We start from the raw sequence: 19,007 nt of genomic DNA, 5'->3' as shown, positions 1-19,007 counted from the left end.
CTTCCGGCGCGGGGGCCTTTGCGTGTTGTGGCACAGCCCTACTGCTGGAGCCACTCCGCGCAGGAGTTCAGGTTCCGGTGCACGCTGTCGACGGCGGCCGTTTCGTTATGCGCGGCGATGGCGTCGACGAGTTCGCCGTGGCCTTCGTACGGGAGGCCGTTGAAGCCGCCGCGGGCCTGCTGCCGGAGCAGGTCGGCGTGGAATACGACGCCGAAGCTCACGTACAGCTCGTGCAGCAGCGGATTTCCGGACGCCTGCGCCACGAGGACATGGAAATCCCAGTCCGACCGGGCCCAGCCGGCGTAGTCCTCGCCCTGCCAGGCCACACGCCGGGCCTCCAACAGCGCGCGCATCGCTTCGACGTCGTCGGCGGTGGCGTGGCGGGCGGCGAGCCGGGCGGCCTGGGTGTCCAGCCCGACCCGGACCTCCAGGATGTGGACCTGCGAGTGGTCCCGGTACATCCGCTGGGCGGCGCCGGAAATCTCGCTGGTGGCGCGGACATAGGTGCCGTCCCCGCGCCGGACTTCCAGCATGCCGCTGTGGGCCAGGGCCTTGACCGCCTCGCGCAGTGTGCCCCGCGAGACGCCGAGGACGGCCATCAGTTCAGGTTCGGCCGGGATCCGCTGCTGCAGCGGCCACTCGCCCGAATGGATCAGCTCGCGCAGCTTGGCGGTGATCTCCTCCACCAGCGGCGGCCGGTGCGACGTCGTGAGGGTCATGACTGCGCCTTTCCGGAGGACATGTCCGCCGGGCCCGCAGCGGTCGGCGGGCCCGCCGGCCGGGGTTCCGCCGGCCGGGACTCGGGGCGGGGCGGAACCTTCGGCCGGGCCGTCAGCAGATGCCCGACGACGATCTGGCCCAGCGCGACGGTGAGCAGCAGGACCAGCGGCAGCGTCCAGGACTTGGTGGCGCTGTGCAGCAGACCCATGCCGAACGGGCCGAGCGTCGCCAGCAGGTAGCCGGCGGACTGCGCGACCGTGGAGAGGGCGGTGGTTTCGGCGGTGCTGCGGCCGCTGCGGCTGATCATGACCATCACGAGCGGGAAGATGCCGAGCCCGAAACCGAGCAGCACCGCGGTCAGCGCAGCCCAGGCGACCGGCAGTACCAGCATGGCCAGGACACCCGCGGCCATCGTGAGCGTGGCCAGGTAAAAGGCGGTGCGCAGCATCCGGGGGCGGGAGCCGATCGCGACCAGCACCATGCCGGCCGGGACCGAGACGAGTTGCATCAGGCCGAACATTAGCCCGCTCTCGGAGGCCGAGACGCCCAGTGTGATCAGCATGTAGGGGAACCAGCTGAGCACGGCGTAGGCCAGCAGGGCTTGGACTGTGAAACCGAGCGTAATCAGGATCCCGTTGCGGGTCCGCAGCAGCGGCCAGGGGGAGACCCGGCCTGCTTTGCCGGCGGGTGCGTTGCGGTGGGCGTGCAGTGCGATCGGCAGGAACCCGAGGCAGGCGACCAGCGCCAGGAAACCGATCGCGCCGACCCCGGCGGAGGGCGAGCCGAGCTGCTGCGCCACGGGGACGATCAGTACGGCGACGACGGTGGCGCCTGTTGTCATGGTGACCGTATACAGCGCCGTCATCAGCGAGGTCCGGTCCGCGAAATGCACCCGGATGAAGGACGGCATCGCCACGTTGCAGATCGCCAGTCCGGACATCCCGACGACGGTGCCCAGCATCAGCATGCCGGTGGACGGGATCCCGCGGACCAGCAGCCCGGCGGCGAGCAGCACCAGGGAGAACAGGATGGCCTTCTCAAGCCCCAGATGCCGGGTCAGCCAGGACGTCGCGGCGCCGGCTACGGCAAAGCACAGCGTGGGGATCGAGGGAATGAGGGCGGCGATCAGCGGCCCGTAGCCCAGGACTTCCTGCAGGTCGTGCAGGAGCGCGGCGGCCCCGGTGATGCCGGCGCGCAGATTGAGCCCGATCAGGACGATCGCGACCACACCGGCGATGATCACGCCGCGCGGTGTGCGCACGACGGCGGTGGGTGCTGTCTGGGGAACGGCGGACGCCGCAGTGCTACTGGCCATCCCTAAAGGTTAGACGTTTGACGTTTGAGGGCAAGGATTTAGTGGTGAATATCTCCGCAGATGACCTCCCCGCCCCACCCCACCAAAGCAACGCGGGGTCACATCGCGCCCATGTTGGGGCCTGGGATGGGCCGTATCTGACCCCGCGTTGCTCTTGTGGGGCGCTGCTTCTTGGCGGGGGTCAAGCGCGGCTCGCGGGGGTCAGCGGGGCTGGCGGGCGGTGAGCCGCTGGACGGCGAGGGCGAGCCAGAGCTGGACCCGGTCCGAGGTCTGGGCCGGGTCGTAGCCGGTGAGTTCGGTGATCTGGGCGAGCCGGTAGCGGACCGTGTTCCGGTGCAGCGTGAGCGCCTCGGCGACGGCGGCCACCGAGCCGTTGTTGTTCAGGTAACTCTCCAGCGTGGCCATCAGCTCGGCGCCGTGGGCGGCGTCGAAGGTCCGGAGCGGATTCAGCGACTCGTTCGCCATGTCCGCCAGCGGCACATCCTCGCTGGCCAGCAGCAGGGAGGTCAGGCTCAGCCGCTCCGGTTCGTTTACCGGCAGCCCGTGGCTGGCCGCATCACGGGCCTCGAAGTAGCTCCAGCGCAGCCCGTTCGGCTTGGTGTACGCCCCGCCGATCCCGATGGTGGCGTGGATCCCCGCCTCGGCCAGGTGGTCGCTGAGGCTCCGGGCCAGCGCACTGGCGCCGCTGCCGTCGTCGGGCACCACCGCCACCAGATCCTTGCCGACGACGGCGCTCACCGCCTTCTCCAGCTGCTGCGGCAGCGAGGAGGTCCCGAGCTGCTTGACGTGCGCTGCGGATTCGGCCAGCAGGACCACGTTCCGGCGGGTGCTGTTGACGCCGATCCCGGCAAGCCGGCGGGTGGCTTCGCTTGGCTCCAGGGTCCCGTGGATCACGTCCTCCAGGACCTGCCCGGCCAGGGCGCGCTGGGACTGGCGCTGCTTGACCATGTTGTTGAGCTCGACGCTGATCAGGTTCTGGGCGTAGCCCACGATGCCCGAGTCCTCGAAGGGCTGCCTGATCCAGAGCGTGCATGCGTCGCGCCGGCCGGTGGGGATCGGGAAGGACGCCCAGCCCACGGCGGTGGGTGCGGGGCTTCCGGGGGCGCTGTTGTAGAGCTGCGCGGTGAACTGGGTCAGCACGATGTCGGTCCGCAGCATGGAACCGAGGTGTTTCAGGAGTTCGGCCAGGCCGCCGCCGGTGAGCAGGGCCCGCGCCAGGATCTGGTGCCCGGCAATGAGCCGCTCCAGCTTGCTGACGTGGTCCGCGGCCTGGGCGTCGGCGACCAGCTTGCCGATCGCGATGAACGGGGTCCCGTACGGCACCTCGACCACCGGCAGCCCCCAGCGGTTGGCCTCGGCGATCAGGGCCGGCGGCACGGCGTCGTGCGTCAGGCCGATGCCGAACCCAATGCCCACCGCCCCGGCGCGCTGGACCTGGCGGACGAAGCGGCGCTGTTCTGGCGCGCTCCTGAGCCGCATGCCGGTGGTGAGGATCAGTTCGCCGCCGTTGAGAAACCGCTGCGGGTCCTCCTGCTCGGTGACGGCCACCCAGACAATGTCCTGGTGCCAGGTCGTTTCGGCGAGCCCGGCCTTGGCCAGTTTGAGCGACGGCACCGCCAGCAGGGCGGCAAGGGATATGGCCATGGATTCAGGATAGCCGTGGGCTGGTCAAGCGCACTAAATACTCCCGGGAACGGTGTGCAGGTGGCTATTCCCCCGGGGTGCCGGCTGGCATAGGCTCGGAGCAGTCTCATTGGGTCCTTTCAGCGCGAAAGAGGTTGCACACCGTGGTTCAAACCTTGCAGAACTTCATCAACGGCGAGTTTGTCACTCCCGCCGGCACCGGGATGCTGACCATCGTCAATCCCACCAACGGCGAAGTCGTGGCGAAGTCGCCGGTCTCGGTCGCGGCCGACGTCGACGCCGCCATGACCGCAGCGAAGGACGCCTTCAAGACCTGGAAGCGCACGACGCCGGGGCAGCGCCAGCTCATGCTGCTCAAGCTCGCCGACGCCGTCGAGGCGAACAGCGACGAACTCGTCGAAGCCCAGCACCGCAACACCGGCCAGGTCCGTTCCCTGATCGCCTCGGAGGAAGTTGCCGCCGGCGCCGACCAGCTGCGCTTCTTCGCCGGCGCCGCCCGCATCATGGAGGGCAAGTCCGCCGGGGAATACTTCGAGGGCCACACTTCCTTCGTCCGGCGCGAGCCGATCGGCGTCGTCGCGCAGGTCGCGCCCTGGAACTACCCGTTCCTGATGGCCATCTGGAAGATCGGACCCGCCCTCGCCGCGGGCAACACCGTGGTGCTCAAACCCTCGGACACCACCCCGGAATCCACCCTCGTCCTGGCCCGCCTCGCCGGCGAGATCTTCCCCGCCGGCGTGCTCAATGTCGTGCTCGGCACCGGCGAGACCGGCGCCCTGATGGTCGAGCACAAGGTCCCCGGCCTCGTCTCGATCACCGGTTCCGTCCGGGCCGGCATCGCCGTCGCCTCCGGTGCCGCGAAGGGCCTCAAGCGCGCCCACCTGGAGCTCGGCGGCAAGGCCCCCGCGGTCGTTTTTGCCGACGCCGACATCAAGAAGAGCGCCGCGGCCATCGCCGAGTTCGCCTTCTTCAACGCCGGCCAGGACTGCACCGCGATCGCCCGGGTGCTGGTCCAGGACTCCGCCTACGACGATCTCGTCGCGGCCCTCGTGGAACACACAAAGACCCTGCGCACCGGATCGCAGAACGACGAGGACAACTACTTCGGCCCGCTGAACAACATCAACCACTTCAACACGGTCAAGTCCCTGGTGGAGTCCCTCCCGGAAAACTGCCGGGTCGAGACCGGCGGCCACCAGGCCGGCGAGAAGGGCTACTTCTTCGAGCCCACCATCGTCACCGGTGCCAAGCAGAGCGACGACATCGTGCAGAAGGAAACTTTCGGCCCGGTCATCACGGTGCAGAAGTTCAGCTCCGAGGAAGAGGCAGTGGAACTGGCGAACGACGTCGACTACGCCCTCGCGTCCAGCGTCTGGACGTCCGACCACGGCACGGCAATGCGCCTGAGCCGCGACCTGGACTTCGGCGCCGTCTGGATCAACACCCACATCCTGCTCACCGCCGAAATGCCGCACGGCGGCTTCAAGCAGTCCGGCTACGGCAAGGACCTCTCGATGTACGGCGTCGAGGACTACACCCGGATCAAGCACGTGATGAGTGCGCTGGACGCCTAGCCCGCCGCATTCCGCCGTCGCCCTCCACCGCACCGCGACTGCACCGCCGTCGCCCAGCCCCGTCGCCCAGCCCCGCCGCAGAACCAGCACGCCAGAAAGGTTTCCCCATGACCGCCACCGCCTCTGACATCACCTACCGCCTCGAGCAGAAACGCCGCGTCCAGGCCGACTTCCCGGGCCCGAAATCCCTTGCGCTGACCGCGCGCCGCAAGGCCGTCGTCGCCGCCGGCGTCGCCTCCAGCGTCCCCGTGTTTGTCTCCGACGCCGACGGCGGCATCATCCACGACGTCGACGGCAACTCCTTCATCGACCTCGGCTCCGGCATTGCCGTGACCAGCGTCGGGGCCTCCGACCCGGCCGTCGTCGGCGCGGTCAAGGAAGCCGTGGAGCACTTCACCCACACCTGCTTCATGATCACGCCCTACGAAGGCTATGTCGCCGTCGCCGAGCAGCTGAACCGGCTCACGCCCGGTGACCACGAGAAGCGCACTGTGCTGTTCAACTCCGGCGCCGAGGCCGTCGAAAACGCCGTCAAGGTGGCCCGCCTGGCCACCGGCCGCGACGCCGTTGTCGCCTTCGACCACGCCTACCACGGCCGCACCAACCTGACCATGGCGCTGACCGCCAAGGCCATGCCGTACAAGACCAACTTCGGCCCCTTCGCGCCCGAGGTCTACCGCATGCCGATGAGCTACCCCTACCGCGAGGAAAACCCGGCCATCACCGGTGCCGAGGCCGCCAAGCGCGCCATCACCATGATCGAGAAGCAGATCGGCGGCGAGCAGGTGGCCGCGATCATCATCGAACCGATCCAGGGCGAGGGCGGCTTCATCGTCCCGGCCGCGGGCTTCCTGCCAGCGCTGGCGGCCTGGGCCAAGGACAAGGGCATCGTCTTCATCGCCGACGAGGTGCAGTCCGGCTTCTGCCGCACCGGCGAATGGTTCGCCGTGAACCACGAGGGTGTCATCCCGGACATCATCACCATGGCCAAGGGCATCGCCGGCGGAATGCCGCTCTCCGCCATCACCGGCCGGGCCGAGCTGCTCGACGCCGTCCACCCGGGCGGCCTCGGCGGCACCTACGGCGGCAACCCGGTGGCGTGCGCCGCGGCGCTGGCGTCCATTGGCTCGATGGAGCAGTACGGCCTCAATGCCAGGGCCAAACACATCGAGGAGATCGCCCTCGGCAAGCTGCGCGAACTCGCGGCTGAGCAGCCGGTGATCGGCGATGTCCGCGGCCGCGGCGCGATGCTGGCGATCGAACTGGTCCAGGCCGGCTCGAAGGAACCGAACCCGGAGCTGACCAAGGCCGTCGCCGCCGCCTGCCTCAAGGAGGGTGTCATCATCCTCACCTGCGGCACCTACGGCAACGTCATCCGGCTGCTGCCGCCGCTGGTCATCAGCGACGAGCTGCTGCTGGACGGACTCCAGGTCCTGGCCGCTGCCGTCAAGGCGAACGCCTGACAAACCCGGCCAGACAGCCGGCCAGCCGGTAACCCTGCCACATCCCAAGCACCACGCGGCAGAGCCGCGGACGGCCGTCCGCGGCTCTGCCGCGTTAACCCGCGCTATTTCCAGGAACTGGCGTCGAGCTGGACCACAACGACGTAGACGGGCTGGCCGCGCTCGATCTTCTCGACCTCCCAGACCCGCACCTTCGTCTCCGGCACGGGACTGGCCGGCCGGCCGACGCCGATCCCGTAGCTGAGGACGCCCTCGAAGTCCCCGGCCGGGGCGTAGCTGGTGAGCGCCGGGTAGCCGAGCGTCGACGCGGGGGCGCGTGTAATGGTGCTGGCCGTGCCGTCCGCCGTGTGCGCCTGGGCGCCGCGGAAGACCACCTTGAGGATGGCGCCGGTGCCGGGCATGGGAACCGGCAGGCCGCTGCCGTCGGCGATCAATTCGGGCACAAACTCGATGTCATAGCCCGGGAACCCGCCCAGGAACCGGAAGCTCATCTGGTCAAAGGGCGGAGTCTCCGCGGGATGCGACCCGGCTCCGATGGCGTACAGCGCGGGCAGGGGAGCGGCCGGCGGCGGAGCGACCGGCACCGGGTTCTCATGCGTGGCCTTGAACGGGCGGCCGGGGCCGGGCCAGGTCCAGTCGAGGGTGATCCTCGAGGAGATCACCTTGACGCCCGCGTGCGGCGGAGCCGTTTCGTCAGTGTCGGCCGGAACGGTGGCGGACGCGGAAGGAGCCGCCGTCGTCGACGTCGCAGGGGCGGACGAGGAAGCGGTGGACGTGGACGTCGCAGGGGCGGACGAGGAGGCGGTGGACGTGGCGGCGGGCGGGCTGGTTCCGCCGGATTGCGGTGGGGATGGCGTGCAGGCCGTGAGGGCCAGCAGCACGGCCAGCATCCCCAGCCCGGTGTTCCGTGCGGCGACGTGGATTTTCCCGCTGTCAATTGCACCCATGATGAGCTCCCCTCGACCCTCCAAGCCTAGGAACGGATGATTGCCCTGCTCAGGGCCGAAAGTCACGGTCCGGCACGGCCATTTCAGGGCCCCGCTGGGCTAGAGTCGTTCCTACCACTGCAGGACGCAGACCGGCCGACGTCGCCCGGAACCCCCGGAGCAAAGCTGGCTTCTGCCACAGACCCATAAGGGGTTCATAGATGCGATACGTAGTTGGCTACACCCCCAGCGACCGCGGCGCCGACGCCGTTGCCCTGGCCTCCGCCCTGGCCCGCGCCCAGGGTGCCCACCTGGACCTCGTCTACGTCGTGGACCGCCGGACCCCCTATGTCGCACTGCATCCTGAGGGAAGCGGTGTCAGCGCCGCGGAGCAGCAAATGATCACCGCGGAACGCGAGGGCCTGTCGCTGATCCCCAAGGACGTCGAGGCCAAGTTCCATGTCCGCCACGCCGACTCACACGCCGCGGGCCTCATCGATGCAGCCCTGGACTACGAGGCCGGCCTGATCGTCGTCGGTGCCGCCAGTGCCGGGTTGTTCAAGCGGTACACCATCGGCAGCGCGGCCAACGCCCTGCTCCACGCCTCGCCCGTGGCGGTGGCGCTGGCCCCGCGGGGGTACCGGCGCACCGAGCCGATCACCCGGCTGACCCTCGCGGTCGGCCAGCGCCCCGGCGCGGAGGCGGCGATCGACGTCGCGATTACCGCCGCGGAACGCCGCGGGGTCCCGCTGCGGCTGGTCTCCCTCGTGGAACTCGACGCCGAAGGCGACAGCGGCGAGAACATCAACGCGGCGCACATCCACGCCAACACCGTCCTCACGGCGGCCGCCCACCGGCTTCCGGCCGGGCACGACGTCAGCGTCGAGGTTGCCCACGGGCGCACGATTGAGGAAGCGATCGACGACATCGACTGGGACGAGGGCGAGATTCTGATCGTCGGTTCGTCCCGCCTGGCGGAGAAGAACAAGCTCTTCATCGGGAGCACAGCCCACAAGGTGCTGCTGGCCCTGCCGGTACCGATGGTGGTCGTGCCGCGCGACTACTCACGGATCCAGACCAGCCCGGCAGTCTGACCGGAACCGCGTCGGCGCGCGCCGCCTGGGCCAGTATCTCAGGCGGCCGCGCGGGCCCGTTTCCGGTTCGCGGAGTTCTTCCGCGCGGACAGCAGCATGTCCACCGTGAGCACCAGCAGCGCCAGCCAGACGACGCCGAAGCCGATCCAGCGGTCAGTCGTCATGGGCTCGTGGAACACGGCCAGCGCCACGATGAACTGCAGCACCGGTGCGACGTACTGCAGCAGGCCGATGGTGGTCATTGGCAGCCGGCGGGCGGAGGCGCCGAAGAACAGCAACGGCACCGCGGTGATGATGCCCGACGCCGCGAGGAGCCAGAAGTGCTCGGGGCCGTGGGCTGTCAGGGTCGCGGCCCCGGTGAGCGCGAGGATGATCATCGCGGCAGCCGCCAGCGGCGCTAGCACGATCGTCTCGACGGTGAGGCTGGTGATCGCATCGGCGCGCGGGCCGACGCGCTTTTTGACGAATCCGTAGAGGCCGAAGCTCACTGCCAGGGTCAGGGCGATCCACGGCAGTTTTCCATAGGAAACCGTGAGCACGCCCACGGCGATGAAGCCGATTCCGACGGCGGCCCACTGCAGCGGCCGCAGTTTCTCCTTGAGCACGACCACGCCGATAAGGACCGAGACGAGCGGGTTGATGAAGTAGCCGAGCGAGGCTTCCACGGCCTGCCCGGTGGTCACGCCGTACACATAGGTCAGCCAGTTCACCGCGATCAGGACCGCCGCGATGATCAGCGGGAGGATCACCGTTCGGTTCTGGAAGGCGGCTGCGAGGACCCGCCAGGAGCGGGTGATGGTGACCAGCAGGACGCAGAACACCAGGGACCAGACCACTCGGTTGGCCACGATTTCCACTGCACCGGCCGGTTGCAGCATAAAGAAGTAGAGCGGCATCAGCCCCCACAGGCCGTAGGCGCCGATCCCGAAGATGATGCCCGCCGTCGTGTCCTTGTCCACTGCCTTGAGGGCGGCCGGTGGGCGCTTCGATGGGCCGCCCGGGGCAGCCGCGCCCGGGGTGCTCAGCGTGGTTGGGGCGGGGGACTGGTCGGGGGTAGGCACAAGACTCATAACACCACCTCCGGGACCGCTATTCCTGCCTTTCGGCTCCGATGCGCCCGGCGTCTTCTGCTTTCGCGCGCGCAGCGCGCGGGGCCCTGCCTCTTCTGCTTTCGCGCGCGATGCGCGCAGCGCCGGGCGCTGGCCCCCGACGTCGGCGCCCCGTGCCTCCCGCATTTCGCGCGAGGCGACACCCGCCGGGCACGGAACCCCGCGATGTCGGTCACTGACGCGCCTGTTCCTTACTGCGGACATTTAGAATAGGACCTTGTGCGCTGCATAAACGGGCGCAGTCGCTAAGACTCAGAAGGGCTCCCGGTGTCCAACTCGGCCGAATCCACGTCCAAACGTCCGCTCCGCGTTGCGATTGTCGGCGCCGGACCGGCGGGCGTCTACGCCGCGGACATCCTGACCAAGTCCAACGAAGTCAAGGACGGCGACTTCGAGGTCAGCATCGACCTTTTCGAGGCGTACCCGGCACCATATGGCCTGATCCGCTACGGCGTCGCCCCCGACCATCCCCGGATCAAGGGGATCGTCAACGCGCTGCACAAGGTCCTGGACCGTGGCGACATCCGCTTCCTCGGCAACGTCACCTACGGCCGCGACCTGACCCTGCACGACTTCCGCGCCTTCTACGACGCCGTGATCTTCTCCACCGGCGCCATCAAGGACGCGGACCTGGACATCCCCGGCGTCGAACTCGAGGGGTCTTTCGGCGGCGCTGACTTCGTCTCCTGGTACGACGGGCACCCCGACGTTCCGCGCGACTGGCCGCTGGAGGCCAAGGAGATCGCGGTGATCGGCAACGGCAACGTGGCCCTCGACGTGGCGCGGATGCTGGTCAAGCACGCCGACGATCTGCTGGTTACCGAAATCCCGGACAACGTCTACCGGGCGCTGAAGAATTCCCCGGTCACGGACGTGCACGTGTTCGGCCGCCGCGGACCGGCCCAGGTCAAGTTCACGCCACTGGAACTGCGCGAGCTCTCGCACGCCCGCGACGTCGACATCGTGCTGTACCCGGAGGACTTCGAGTTCGATGAGGCCTCGGATGAGGCGATCCGCAGCAACAACCAGATCCGCACCATGGTCAACACCCTGACGAACTGGCTCGTCGAGGAACACGCCGAGGCCGAGGAGCCGTCCTCCCGCCGGCTGCACCTGCACTTCCTGCACAGCCCGGTCGAGATCCACGACGACGCCGCCCACCCCGGGAAGGTCACCGGCATCAAGTTCGAGCGCATGCAGCTGGACGGCACCGGCAACGTCAAAGGCACGGGGGAGTACCTCGACTACCCGGTGCAGGCCGTCTACCGCGCGATCGGTTACCACGGCTCGCCGCTGGACGAACTGGAATACAACGCCCGCCGCGGCGTCATCCCCAACGAGGGCGGCCGGGTGCTCGACGCCGAGGGCAACCCGGTGCCGGGCATCTACGCGACCGGCTGGATCAAGCGAGGTCCCGTTGGCCTGATCGGGCACACCAAGGGCGACGCCCTGGAGACGATCGGCTTCCTGCTCGAGGACCGGCTGAACCTCCCGCCGGCACAGAACCCGGATCCCCGGGCGATCATCGACCTTCTCGAGGAGCGCGGGATCGAATACACCACCTGGGACGGCTGGAACAAGCTCGACGCCCGCGAACTGGCCCTCGGTGCCGAGTGGTCCGCCTCCACTGACGCCAACGGCATCGTGCGCGAACGCGTCAAAGTGGTTCCCCGCGAGGACATGGTGCAGATCTCCCGCGACTGACGCCGGGGCTCTAGCGGGGCCGACCCCGCGTCGCCGGACTGGTTCCGCGTCGTGAAACCCTCCCGCCACTGCCACCCGTCCGGCCTACGCGGCGCAATTCTCCTCATGACGCGCGAAATCTCTGGCGCGCCCGGATACCGGCGTCGACAGCGTTTTGTCGCGTCGCGATGGCGTTGGCGCGTCGCCGGACAGGTTGCGCGTCGCGAAACCCGCCGATTCGACGGCCCCGATACACGTGCGCGGCGCAATTTTCCTCATGACGCGCGAAAACGCGGGCGCGCCCGGATACCCGCGTCGAGAGCGCTTTGTCGCATCGCAAACCCGATTGCGCGTCGCCAACCCGATGCCGCGTCGCCTACCCGATGGCGCAGCGCGAGTAGGATTGCGCAGCGCCAACCCGATGGCGCGTCGGGGAACCGGCAGGCCCCGGCTCTGGCGGCGGCCCGGAACGCCCCGTAGACTCGGTGGACATGGCTGCCTCCGGCACGCCGTCGTGCCCGTCCGGTGGGAGTTCAATGAGGAATCCGATCCATCCGGCAGCCCTGTTCCCGCCAGCCGGCGGTGTCCCCGCAGAGCTGCGCCAGCAGTACGCCAGCGCCGGCCATGAGCAGCTGGACAGCAAGCGGCTCGTGTTCCCGGCCGACCTGCAGCTGCCCGGCCTCAGCAGCCTGATCCAGGAGTCGTGGCGGCGTTCGGCCCAGCTGCAGGCCAACCCGGACAACCCCGAGGCCCCGCTCGCGATGGACCGCGAGGAACTCGAGGAATACCGGCGGCAGCACCCCCTGGCCGCCATCATGCCGGTCATCCACAAGCTCCTGGTGCTGCCCAGCCACGACAGCGGCATGCTCGTGGCTGTCGGCGACGAGGTGGGCCGACTGCTCTGGGTCGAAGGCGACGCCGAGATGCGGCGCCGGGCCGAAGGCATGATGTTCGTTCCCGGGGCCGACTGGTCCGAGGCGACCGTGGGAACCAGCGCCCCCGGCACCGCCCTGGCCCTGGGCCGCGGCATCCAGATCTCCGGCGCCGAGCATTACAAACGCTCCGTCCACCCCTGGAGCTGCACGGCCGTTCCCTTCCATGACCCGGATTCCGGTGCCCTGCTCGGCGTTGTGGACATCACCGGCACCGAGTCCGCCGTCGCCCCGCACACCCTGTCCCTGGTCGAGGCCACCGTCGCCGCCGCCCAGGCGCACCTGCGCGTGGAGCGGCTCCAGCTCGCGGCCGCCCAGCAGTCTTCGCCCGCCCGACGCCGGGGCGCTGCCCCCTCGGGCCGGGCGGCTGCCTCCGCCTCGGGCCGTGGCACCTCCACCGAGGGCCGGGACGGTGATGCGGCGGCCGGAAGCCTGTACCGCAACAGCCTCCAGCTGCTCGGCCGGGACCAGGCGCTGCTCAGCATCGACGGCCGCACCGTGGCACTGTCCGCCCGGCACAGCGAAATCCTGGCCATCCTCAGCACCCATCCCGAAGGGCTCAACGCTGAGGAACTGTGCTCCCTCCTCTACCCGGGGGATGCCTCCACCATGACCCTGCGGGCCGAGATGGTCCGCCTGCGCAAGGTCCTGCAGCAGCTCAACCCGGCCGCCGTTCCGGAGTCGCGGCCCTACCGGCTGCCGCTGGACCTGGTGCCGGACTCCGGCCAGGTGCTGAGCTGCCTGCAGCGCGGCGCCCACCGGATCGCCCTGGAGATCTACCGCGGCGCCGTCCTGCCCCGGTCCGAAGCCCCCGGCATCGCCGAGCTGCGGACCAGGGTCTCCTCCCTGCTCCGGGAAGCGGTGCTGACGGACGGAAGCGCCGACTCGCTGCTGAGGTATGCCGAGCTGCCCGAGGCGAGGGACGACGTCGAGGTCCGGATCGTGGCGCTGAAACTGCTGCCGCCGCGCTCGCCCAAACGGGCCGCCGTCGTTGCCGACCTGGAACGGCTCGAAACCGAACTCAGCGCCTGACCCGGCGGAACGCCNCCGCCGGAGCGTCTGCTCCCAACGCCGCCCTGACCCGCGACTGCCCGCTCCAAAGTGATCCGGGTCACGCCCCTGCAACCTGACTGCAACCTCCCCGCTCCTAGGCTGAACACATAGGCGGCGCCGACTACCGGCCGCCACCATCTTGCACAGCAAAGGAGCTGCAATGACTGTCTACGCACAGCCCGGTACCGAGGGCTCGAAGGTCACCTTCAAGGCCCGCTACGAGAACTGGATCGGCGGCGAGTGGGTTGCCCCGGTCAAGGGCCAGTACTTCGAGAACATCACCCCGGTCACCGGCAAGGCGTTCTGTGAGGTCGCCCGCGGCACCGCCGAGGACATTGAGCTGGCGCTGGACGCCGCGCACAAGGTTGCGCCGTCCTGGGGCAAGACCTCGGTCGCGGAGCGCGCCGCCATCCTGAACAAGATCGCCGACCGGATCGACGAGAACCTCGAGATGCTCGCCGTCGCCGAATCGTGGGACAACGGCAAGCCGATCCGCGAAACCCTCAACGCGGACATCCCGCTCGCCGCCGACCACTTCCGCTACTTCGCCTCCGCCGTCCGCGCCCAGGAAGGCCGGCTGTCCCAGCTTGACGAGGACACCACTGCCTACCACTACCACGAGCCGCTCGGCGTCGTCGGCCAGATCATCCCCTGGAACTTCCCGATCCTGATGGCCGTCTGGAAGCTCGCCCCGGCACTCGCCGCCGGCAACGCCGTCGTCCTCAAGCCGGCCGAGCAGACCCCGTCCTCGATCCTGGTCCTGATGGAACTGATCGGCGACCTGCTGCCGGCCGGCGTCCTGAACGTGGTCAACGGCTTCGGCGTCGAAGCCGGCAAGCCGCTGGCCTCCAGCCCCCGGATCCGCAAGATCGCCTTCACCGGCGAAACCTCCACCGGCCGCCTGATCAGCCAGTACGCCAGCCAGAACCTGATCCCGGTCACGCTGGAACTCGGCGGCAAGAGCCCCAACATCTTCTTCAACGACGTCGCCGACAAGACCGACGACGCGTTCTACGACAAGGCCCAGGAGGGCTTCACGCTCTTCGCCTTCAACCAGGGCGAAGTGTGCACGTGCCCTTCACGCGCCCTGGTCCAGGAGGACATCTACGATTCCTTCATGGCCGACGCCGTGAAGCGCGTGGAGAAGATCATCCAGGGAAACCCGCTGGACACCGAAACCCAGCTCGGCGCGCAGGCCTCCAACGACCAGCTCGAAAAGATCCTCTCCTACATCGACATCGGCAAGCAGGAGGGCGCCAAGATCCTTACCGGCGGCGCCCGGGCGGAGCTGCCCGGGGACCTGGCCGGCGGCTACTACGTCCAGCCGACCATCTTCGAGGGCCACAACAAGATGCGGATCTTCCAGGAGGAAATCTTCGGCCCGGTTGTGTCCGTGACCCGCTTCAGCGACTACAACGACGCCATGGGCATCGCCAACGACACCCTCTACGGCCTCGGCGCCGGCGTCTGGTCCCGCAACGGCAACGTCGCCTACCGCGCCGGCCGCGAGATCCAGGCCGGCCGGGTCTGGGTGAACAACTACCACGCCTACCCGGCGGGAGCAGCGTTCGGCGGCTACAAGTCCTCCGGCATCGGCCGCGAGAACCACTCGATGATGCTGGACCACTACCAGCAGACCAAGAACCTCCTGGTCAGCTACAACGAGAACAAGCTCGGCTTCTTCTAAGCCCCCGCCACCCCGGGCGGGGCGGTGTCCGATGGATCCGCCCCGCCCGCACCACCTGTGCACGCACCGGTCGTGCACCCACCCGGGTTGTGTGCCCACCCGGGTTAACGCAGGCCCGTTCGACGTCGAGCCCGCTCGACGCCGGGCCCGCTGCCCACGCCCTCCTCCCCTCACCCACGCTCGACAACGCAAGGATTTCGCTATGACGACGACAACGACGACGACGACAATGCAAGCCGCTGTAGTAACCGAATTCGGCAAGGACCTGCAGATCCAGACCCTCCCGGTGCCAACGCCCGGCCGGGGCGAGGCGCTGGTCAAGGTGCTGACCACCGGCGTCTGCCACACCGATCTCCACGCCGCCGAAGGCGACTGGCCGGTGAAGCCGAGCCCGCCCTTTATCCCCGGCCACGAAGGCGTCGGCGAGGTGGTTGCCCTCGGTGAGGGCGTCACCGACCTGGCCGTCGGCGACCTCGTCGGCAACGCCTGGCTCTGGTCCGCCTGCGGCGACTGCCAGTACTGCCGCACCGGGTGGGAAACCCTGTGTGAAGCGCAGCAGAACGCCGGCTACAGCGTGGACGGCTCGTTCGGGGAGTACATGCTGGTGGACTCGCGGTTCGCCGCCAGGATCCCGGCCGGCTCGGACCCCGTGGAGGTGGCCCCGGTGCTCTGCGCCGGCGTCACCGTCTACAAGGGCCTCAAGATGACCGAGGCCCGGCCCGGCCAGTGGGTCACGATCTCCGGCATCGGCGGACTCGGCCACATCGCCGTGCAGTACGCGGTGGCCATGGGCCTCCGGGTTGCCGCGGTGGACATCGCCGATGACAAGCTCGCCCTGGCCAAGAAGCACGGCGCGGAACTGACCGTCAACGCCCTGCACGAAGATCCCGTCGAAGTCATCCAGCGCGAAACCGGAGGTTGCCATGGAGTCCTGGTCACTGCAGTGCACCCGTCAGCATTCGGCCAGGCGATCGGGATGGCCCGCCGCGGCGGAACGATTGTGTTCAACGGCCTGCCGCCGGGTGACTTCCCGGCGCCGATCTTCGAGATTGTGCTCAAGGGCCTGACCGTCCGCGGCTCTATCGTGGGAACCCGGCAGGACCTGGAGGAGGCCCTGGACTTCTACGCCCAGGGCAAGATCCACCCCACCGTCTCCACCCGGGAGCTCTCGGACGTCAATGCCGTCCTCGACGAAATGAAGCACGCCAAGATCGACGGCCGCGTCGTCATCAAGTACTGACGAATCCAAGTACTGACGAAGTAGAGGACCCTGATGCCACAGTCAAAGCTCGACGCCGCCGTGACCCTTCCCGGGGAAGACTTCTCCCGGGTGGCGCTCACCCCAGAGGCGGTGGAACTGCTGCGCAAGCTGTGGCTCCAGCACGGTCCGCTGATGTTCCATCAGTCCGGCGGCTGTTGCGACGGGTCCTCACCAATGTGTTATCCCGCCGGGGAGTTCATCACCGGGGACTCCGACGTGATGCTGGGCCTGTTCGACATTTCTGATGCCCTGCTGCCGCAGCCGATCGGATTCTGGATGTCGAAGGAACAGTTCAACTACTGGAGCCACACCCACCTGACCGTGGACGTGGTCCCGGGCCGGGGGAGCGGCTTCTCGGTGGAAGCGCCGGAAGGCAAACGGTTCCTGATCCGGTCCACGCTGATGGACTGGCCGGTCTAATGGCTTGTCCGGTCTGAACCGGAGGGGCTGTGCCCGGGCGGGCCGTACAGGGAAACCTGCACGGCCCGCTTTTGCGTGCCAGCTGTGGTGCCGCCAGCGGTCCGACCCTGGGCGCGCCCCGCCGCGGTCGCGCCCTTCGGCGTGCCGCGGTCCGCGCCCCTCGGCGCGCCCCGCCGCCGTCCGCGCCTGGGCGCGCCGGACCGGTGCGCTGACCTGTGGCTTTAGCCGCGGCGTCTCACCATGTGGGATTAATCTGGCCGTCCAGTGGATGGACACTACTCTTAATAGGTCTGTTTCCAACAAGCTCCCGAGATTTTGGACTTTGCTATGAACCTTTTCCGGACCAAGTCGATCGAGCAGTCCATGTCGGACGCCGATGAACCCGGACGCCAGCTGAAGCGCTCGCTCAGCTCCTGGGACCTGATGATCATGGGCGTCGCCGTTGCCGTCGGCGCCGGAATCTTCTCGGTTGGCGCCAAGGCTGCGGCAAACTTTGCCGGCCCTGCGGTGACTCTGTCCTTCGCCATTGCCGCAGTCACGTGTGCGCTGGCGATCATGTGTTACGCCGAGTTCGCCACGGCAATCCCCGTTGCCGGCTCCGCCTACGTCTTCACATACGCCACCATGGGCGAGCTGCTGGCCTGGATCATCGGCTGGAACCTGATCCTCGAGCTGTTCACGGCCGGCGCGGTGATCGCCAAGTACTGGGGCATCTACCTCAGCAAGGTGTTTGCGCTGATGGGCGTGGACATCCCGCCGTCGATCTCCCTGGGCGGTGTTGTTGACCTGTACTGGGGCGCCTTCCTGATCGTCGCCGTGTTCACCGTACTGCTGGTGCTCGGGACCAAACTGTCCGCCCGCGTCGGCAACGTTTTCACGCTGATCAAGATCGGCGTCGTGCTCTTTGTGATCGTGGTGGGCTTCAGCTACGTGAAGTTCGAGAACTACGCCCCGTTCGTGCCCACCTCCGAGCCGACCGGCGGCACCGGCGCCGCCGACGTGATGAAGCAGTCCTTCTTCGGCTTCCTCACCGGCGCCGCCCCCGCGCAGTATGGCACGCTCGGCATCTTCGCCGGCGCTGCGCTGGTCTTCTTCGCCTTCATCGGGTTCGACGTCGTCGCCACTTCGGCCGAGGAGGTCAAGAACCCGCAGAAGACGCTGCCCCGCGGCATCTTCGGCGGCCTCGCCGTCGTCACGGTGCTCTATATTCTGGTGTCCCTGGCCCTGACCGGGATGGTGTCCTACACCGAGCTGGCCAAGGCCGAGAACCCCACGCTGACCACGGCGTTTGAGGCCGTGGGCAACACCGACGCCGCCAAGATCATCGCCTTCGGCTCCCTCGTGGGCCTGACCACCGTGATTATGGTGCTGCTGATGGGCCTCTCCCGGGTGGTGCTGGCCATGAGCCGCGACGGCCTGCTGCCGCGCTCGCTGTCCAAGACCAGCACCATCCGCGCGACGCCGGTCCGCCTGCAGGTCATCTGCGGCGCCGCCGTGGCGGTGGTTGCCGGGCTCACGAACGTGGACCTGCTGGAAGAAATGATCAACATCGGCACGCTGTCCGCGTTCGTGACGGTGAGCATCGGCGTGCTGGTGCTGCGCAAGAAGCGCCCGGACCTGAAGCCCGCCTTCCAGGTGCCGTTCGGCAAGGTGCTCCCGGTGGTCTCAGCGGTCCTTTGCCTGTACCTGATGACCAACCTGGCCGTGGAGACCTGGATCTTCTTCGCCATCTGGCTCGTGATCGGCCTGGTCATCTACTTCGCCTACGGCCAGCGCCATTCCCGGCTGAACGAGCGGTTCGCCGAGGCCAGGGCCTCCGTCAACGGCCCCGCCGGGGCTGCTCCCGCCGGAGCCGTGGCTGCCGGAGCCGCCCCCGCCGTAGCCGGAGCCGCCCCCGCCGTAGCCGGAGCCGCCCACGCCGGAGCCGCCAGGGGCGAGGACGACACCCTCACCCGCCCCTAACCGGGGGCGTTCCCGGCACCCGAATATCGAAGTCGCCGGAGCCGTGCGAATTCGCTGGAACCTCCCTGTGTGTCAGGCTCTTGTGTGACAGGTTTGCTGTCGCCCGCGGCCTGGCGTGCGGGGCGGGGAAAGGTCCGTGATGGATTTTGTTATTCCTTCCCGTG

General features: G+C 68.5%; 14 protein-coding genes. 9 read left to right on the top strand and 5 right to left on the bottom strand.

The window, feature by feature from the left end; translation table 11 throughout:
• Positions 1-38: 38 nt before the first annotated feature.
• From AC50X9_RS18885 to AC50X9_RS18875, 3 genes are all read right to left on the bottom strand, one after another.
• Positions 39-719, bottom strand: a complete 681-nt coding sequence (locus AC50X9_RS18885) for a FadR/GntR family transcriptional regulator (RefSeq protein ID WP_494896123.1) — start codon at positions 717-719, stop codon at positions 39-41.
• Positions 716-2,035 carry an MFS transporter gene (locus tag AC50X9_RS18880; protein ID WP_494896121.1) on the bottom strand — a complete coding sequence of 440 codons (1,320 nt, stop codon included), beginning with the start codon at positions 2,033-2,035 and terminating at the stop codon, positions 716-718. The genes AC50X9_RS18885 and AC50X9_RS18880 overlap by 4 nt, the downstream gene beginning before the upstream one ends.
• 201 nt (positions 2,036-2,236) lie before the next feature.
• Entirely contained in the window at positions 2,237-3,679 is a 1,443-nt protein-coding gene (locus AC50X9_RS18875) for a PucR family transcriptional regulator (protein ID WP_494896119.1), read from the bottom strand.
• Positions 3,680-3,822: 143 nt separating this feature from the next.
• Between AC50X9_RS18875 and AC50X9_RS18870 the strand changes: the two genes are divergently transcribed.
• Both AC50X9_RS18870 and gabT read left to right on the top strand, forming a co-directional pair.
• The gene (locus AC50X9_RS18870) at positions 3,823-5,253 is read left to right on the top strand and encodes a gamma-aminobutyraldehyde dehydrogenase (RefSeq protein ID WP_494896117.1); all 1,431 of its coding nucleotides are present in this window, start codon (positions 3,823-3,825) and stop codon (positions 5,251-5,253) included.
• A gap of 107 nt (positions 5,254-5,360) precedes the next feature.
• Positions 5,361-6,716, top strand: a complete 1,356-nt coding sequence (gene gabT / locus AC50X9_RS18865) for a 4-aminobutyrate--2-oxoglutarate transaminase (RefSeq protein ID WP_494896115.1) — start codon at positions 5,361-5,363, stop codon at positions 6,714-6,716.
• Positions 6,717-6,820: 104 nt separating this feature from the next.
• Here gabT and AC50X9_RS18860 read toward each other — a convergent pair whose 3' ends face one another.
• A complete protein-coding gene (locus tag AC50X9_RS18860; protein ID WP_494896113.1) occupies positions 6,821-7,663 on the bottom strand; it encodes an AMIN-like domain-containing (lipo)protein in 843 nt (280 codons plus the stop codon).
• Positions 7,664-7,863: 200 nt separating this feature from the next.
• Here AC50X9_RS18860 and AC50X9_RS18855 point away from each other — a divergent pair, with 200 nt between their 5' ends.
• A complete protein-coding gene (locus tag AC50X9_RS18855) occupies positions 7,864-8,736 on the top strand; it encodes a universal stress protein (protein ID WP_494896110.1) in 873 nt (290 codons plus the stop codon).
• Positions 8,737-8,774: 38 nt separating this feature from the next.
• On the opposite strand, the gene rarD is transcribed toward AC50X9_RS18855, so the two are convergent.
• Entirely contained in the window at positions 8,775-9,806 is a 1,032-nt protein-coding gene (rarD, locus tag AC50X9_RS18850) for an EamA family transporter RarD (protein WP_494896105.1), read from the bottom strand.
• A gap of 306 nt (positions 9,807-10,112) precedes the next feature.
• Here rarD and AC50X9_RS18845 point away from each other — a divergent pair, with 306 nt between their 5' ends.
• The 6 genes from AC50X9_RS18845 to AC50X9_RS18820 all read left to right on the top strand — a co-directional run bounded on the left by AC50X9_RS18845 (position 10,113) and on the right by AC50X9_RS18820 (position 18,843).
• Positions 10,113-11,549, top strand: a complete 1,437-nt coding sequence (locus AC50X9_RS18845) for an FAD-dependent oxidoreductase (RefSeq protein WP_494896103.1) — start codon at positions 10,113-10,115, stop codon at positions 11,547-11,549.
• Positions 11,550-12,064: 515 nt separating this feature from the next.
• A complete protein-coding gene (locus AC50X9_RS18840; protein ID WP_494896101.1) occupies positions 12,065-13,492 on the top strand; it encodes a GAF domain-containing protein in 1,428 nt (475 codons plus the stop codon).
• Between the two features lie 181 nt (positions 13,493-13,673).
• Positions 13,674-15,200 (top strand): acetaldehyde dehydrogenase ExaC, encoded by a 1,527-nt coding sequence (gene exaC / locus AC50X9_RS18835; protein ID WP_494896099.1) that lies wholly within the window; start codon positions 13,674-13,676, stop codon positions 15,198-15,200.
• A 229-nt stretch (positions 15,201-15,429) separates the two neighbouring features.
• Entirely contained in the window at positions 15,430-16,440 is a 1,011-nt protein-coding gene (gene adhP, locus AC50X9_RS18830; RefSeq protein WP_494896160.1) for an alcohol dehydrogenase AdhP, read from the top strand.
• A gap of 33 nt (positions 16,441-16,473) precedes the next feature.
• Positions 16,474-16,881 (top strand): DUF779 domain-containing protein, encoded by a 408-nt coding sequence (locus AC50X9_RS18825; protein WP_494896097.1) that lies wholly within the window; start codon positions 16,474-16,476, stop codon positions 16,879-16,881.
• 327 nt (positions 16,882-17,208) lie between these two features.
• Positions 17,209-18,843: an amino acid permease gene (locus tag AC50X9_RS18820; RefSeq protein ID WP_494896095.1), complete on the top strand. Its 1,635-nt coding sequence runs from the start codon at positions 17,209-17,211 to the stop codon at positions 18,841-18,843.
• Positions 18,844-19,007: the final 164 nt, after the last annotated feature.

Source organism: Pseudarthrobacter sp. HLT1-3 (assembly GCF_059383535.1).
The sequence above is the reverse complement of the archived record's forward strand: the minus strand, read 5'-3'. Positions and strand labels throughout refer to the sequence as shown.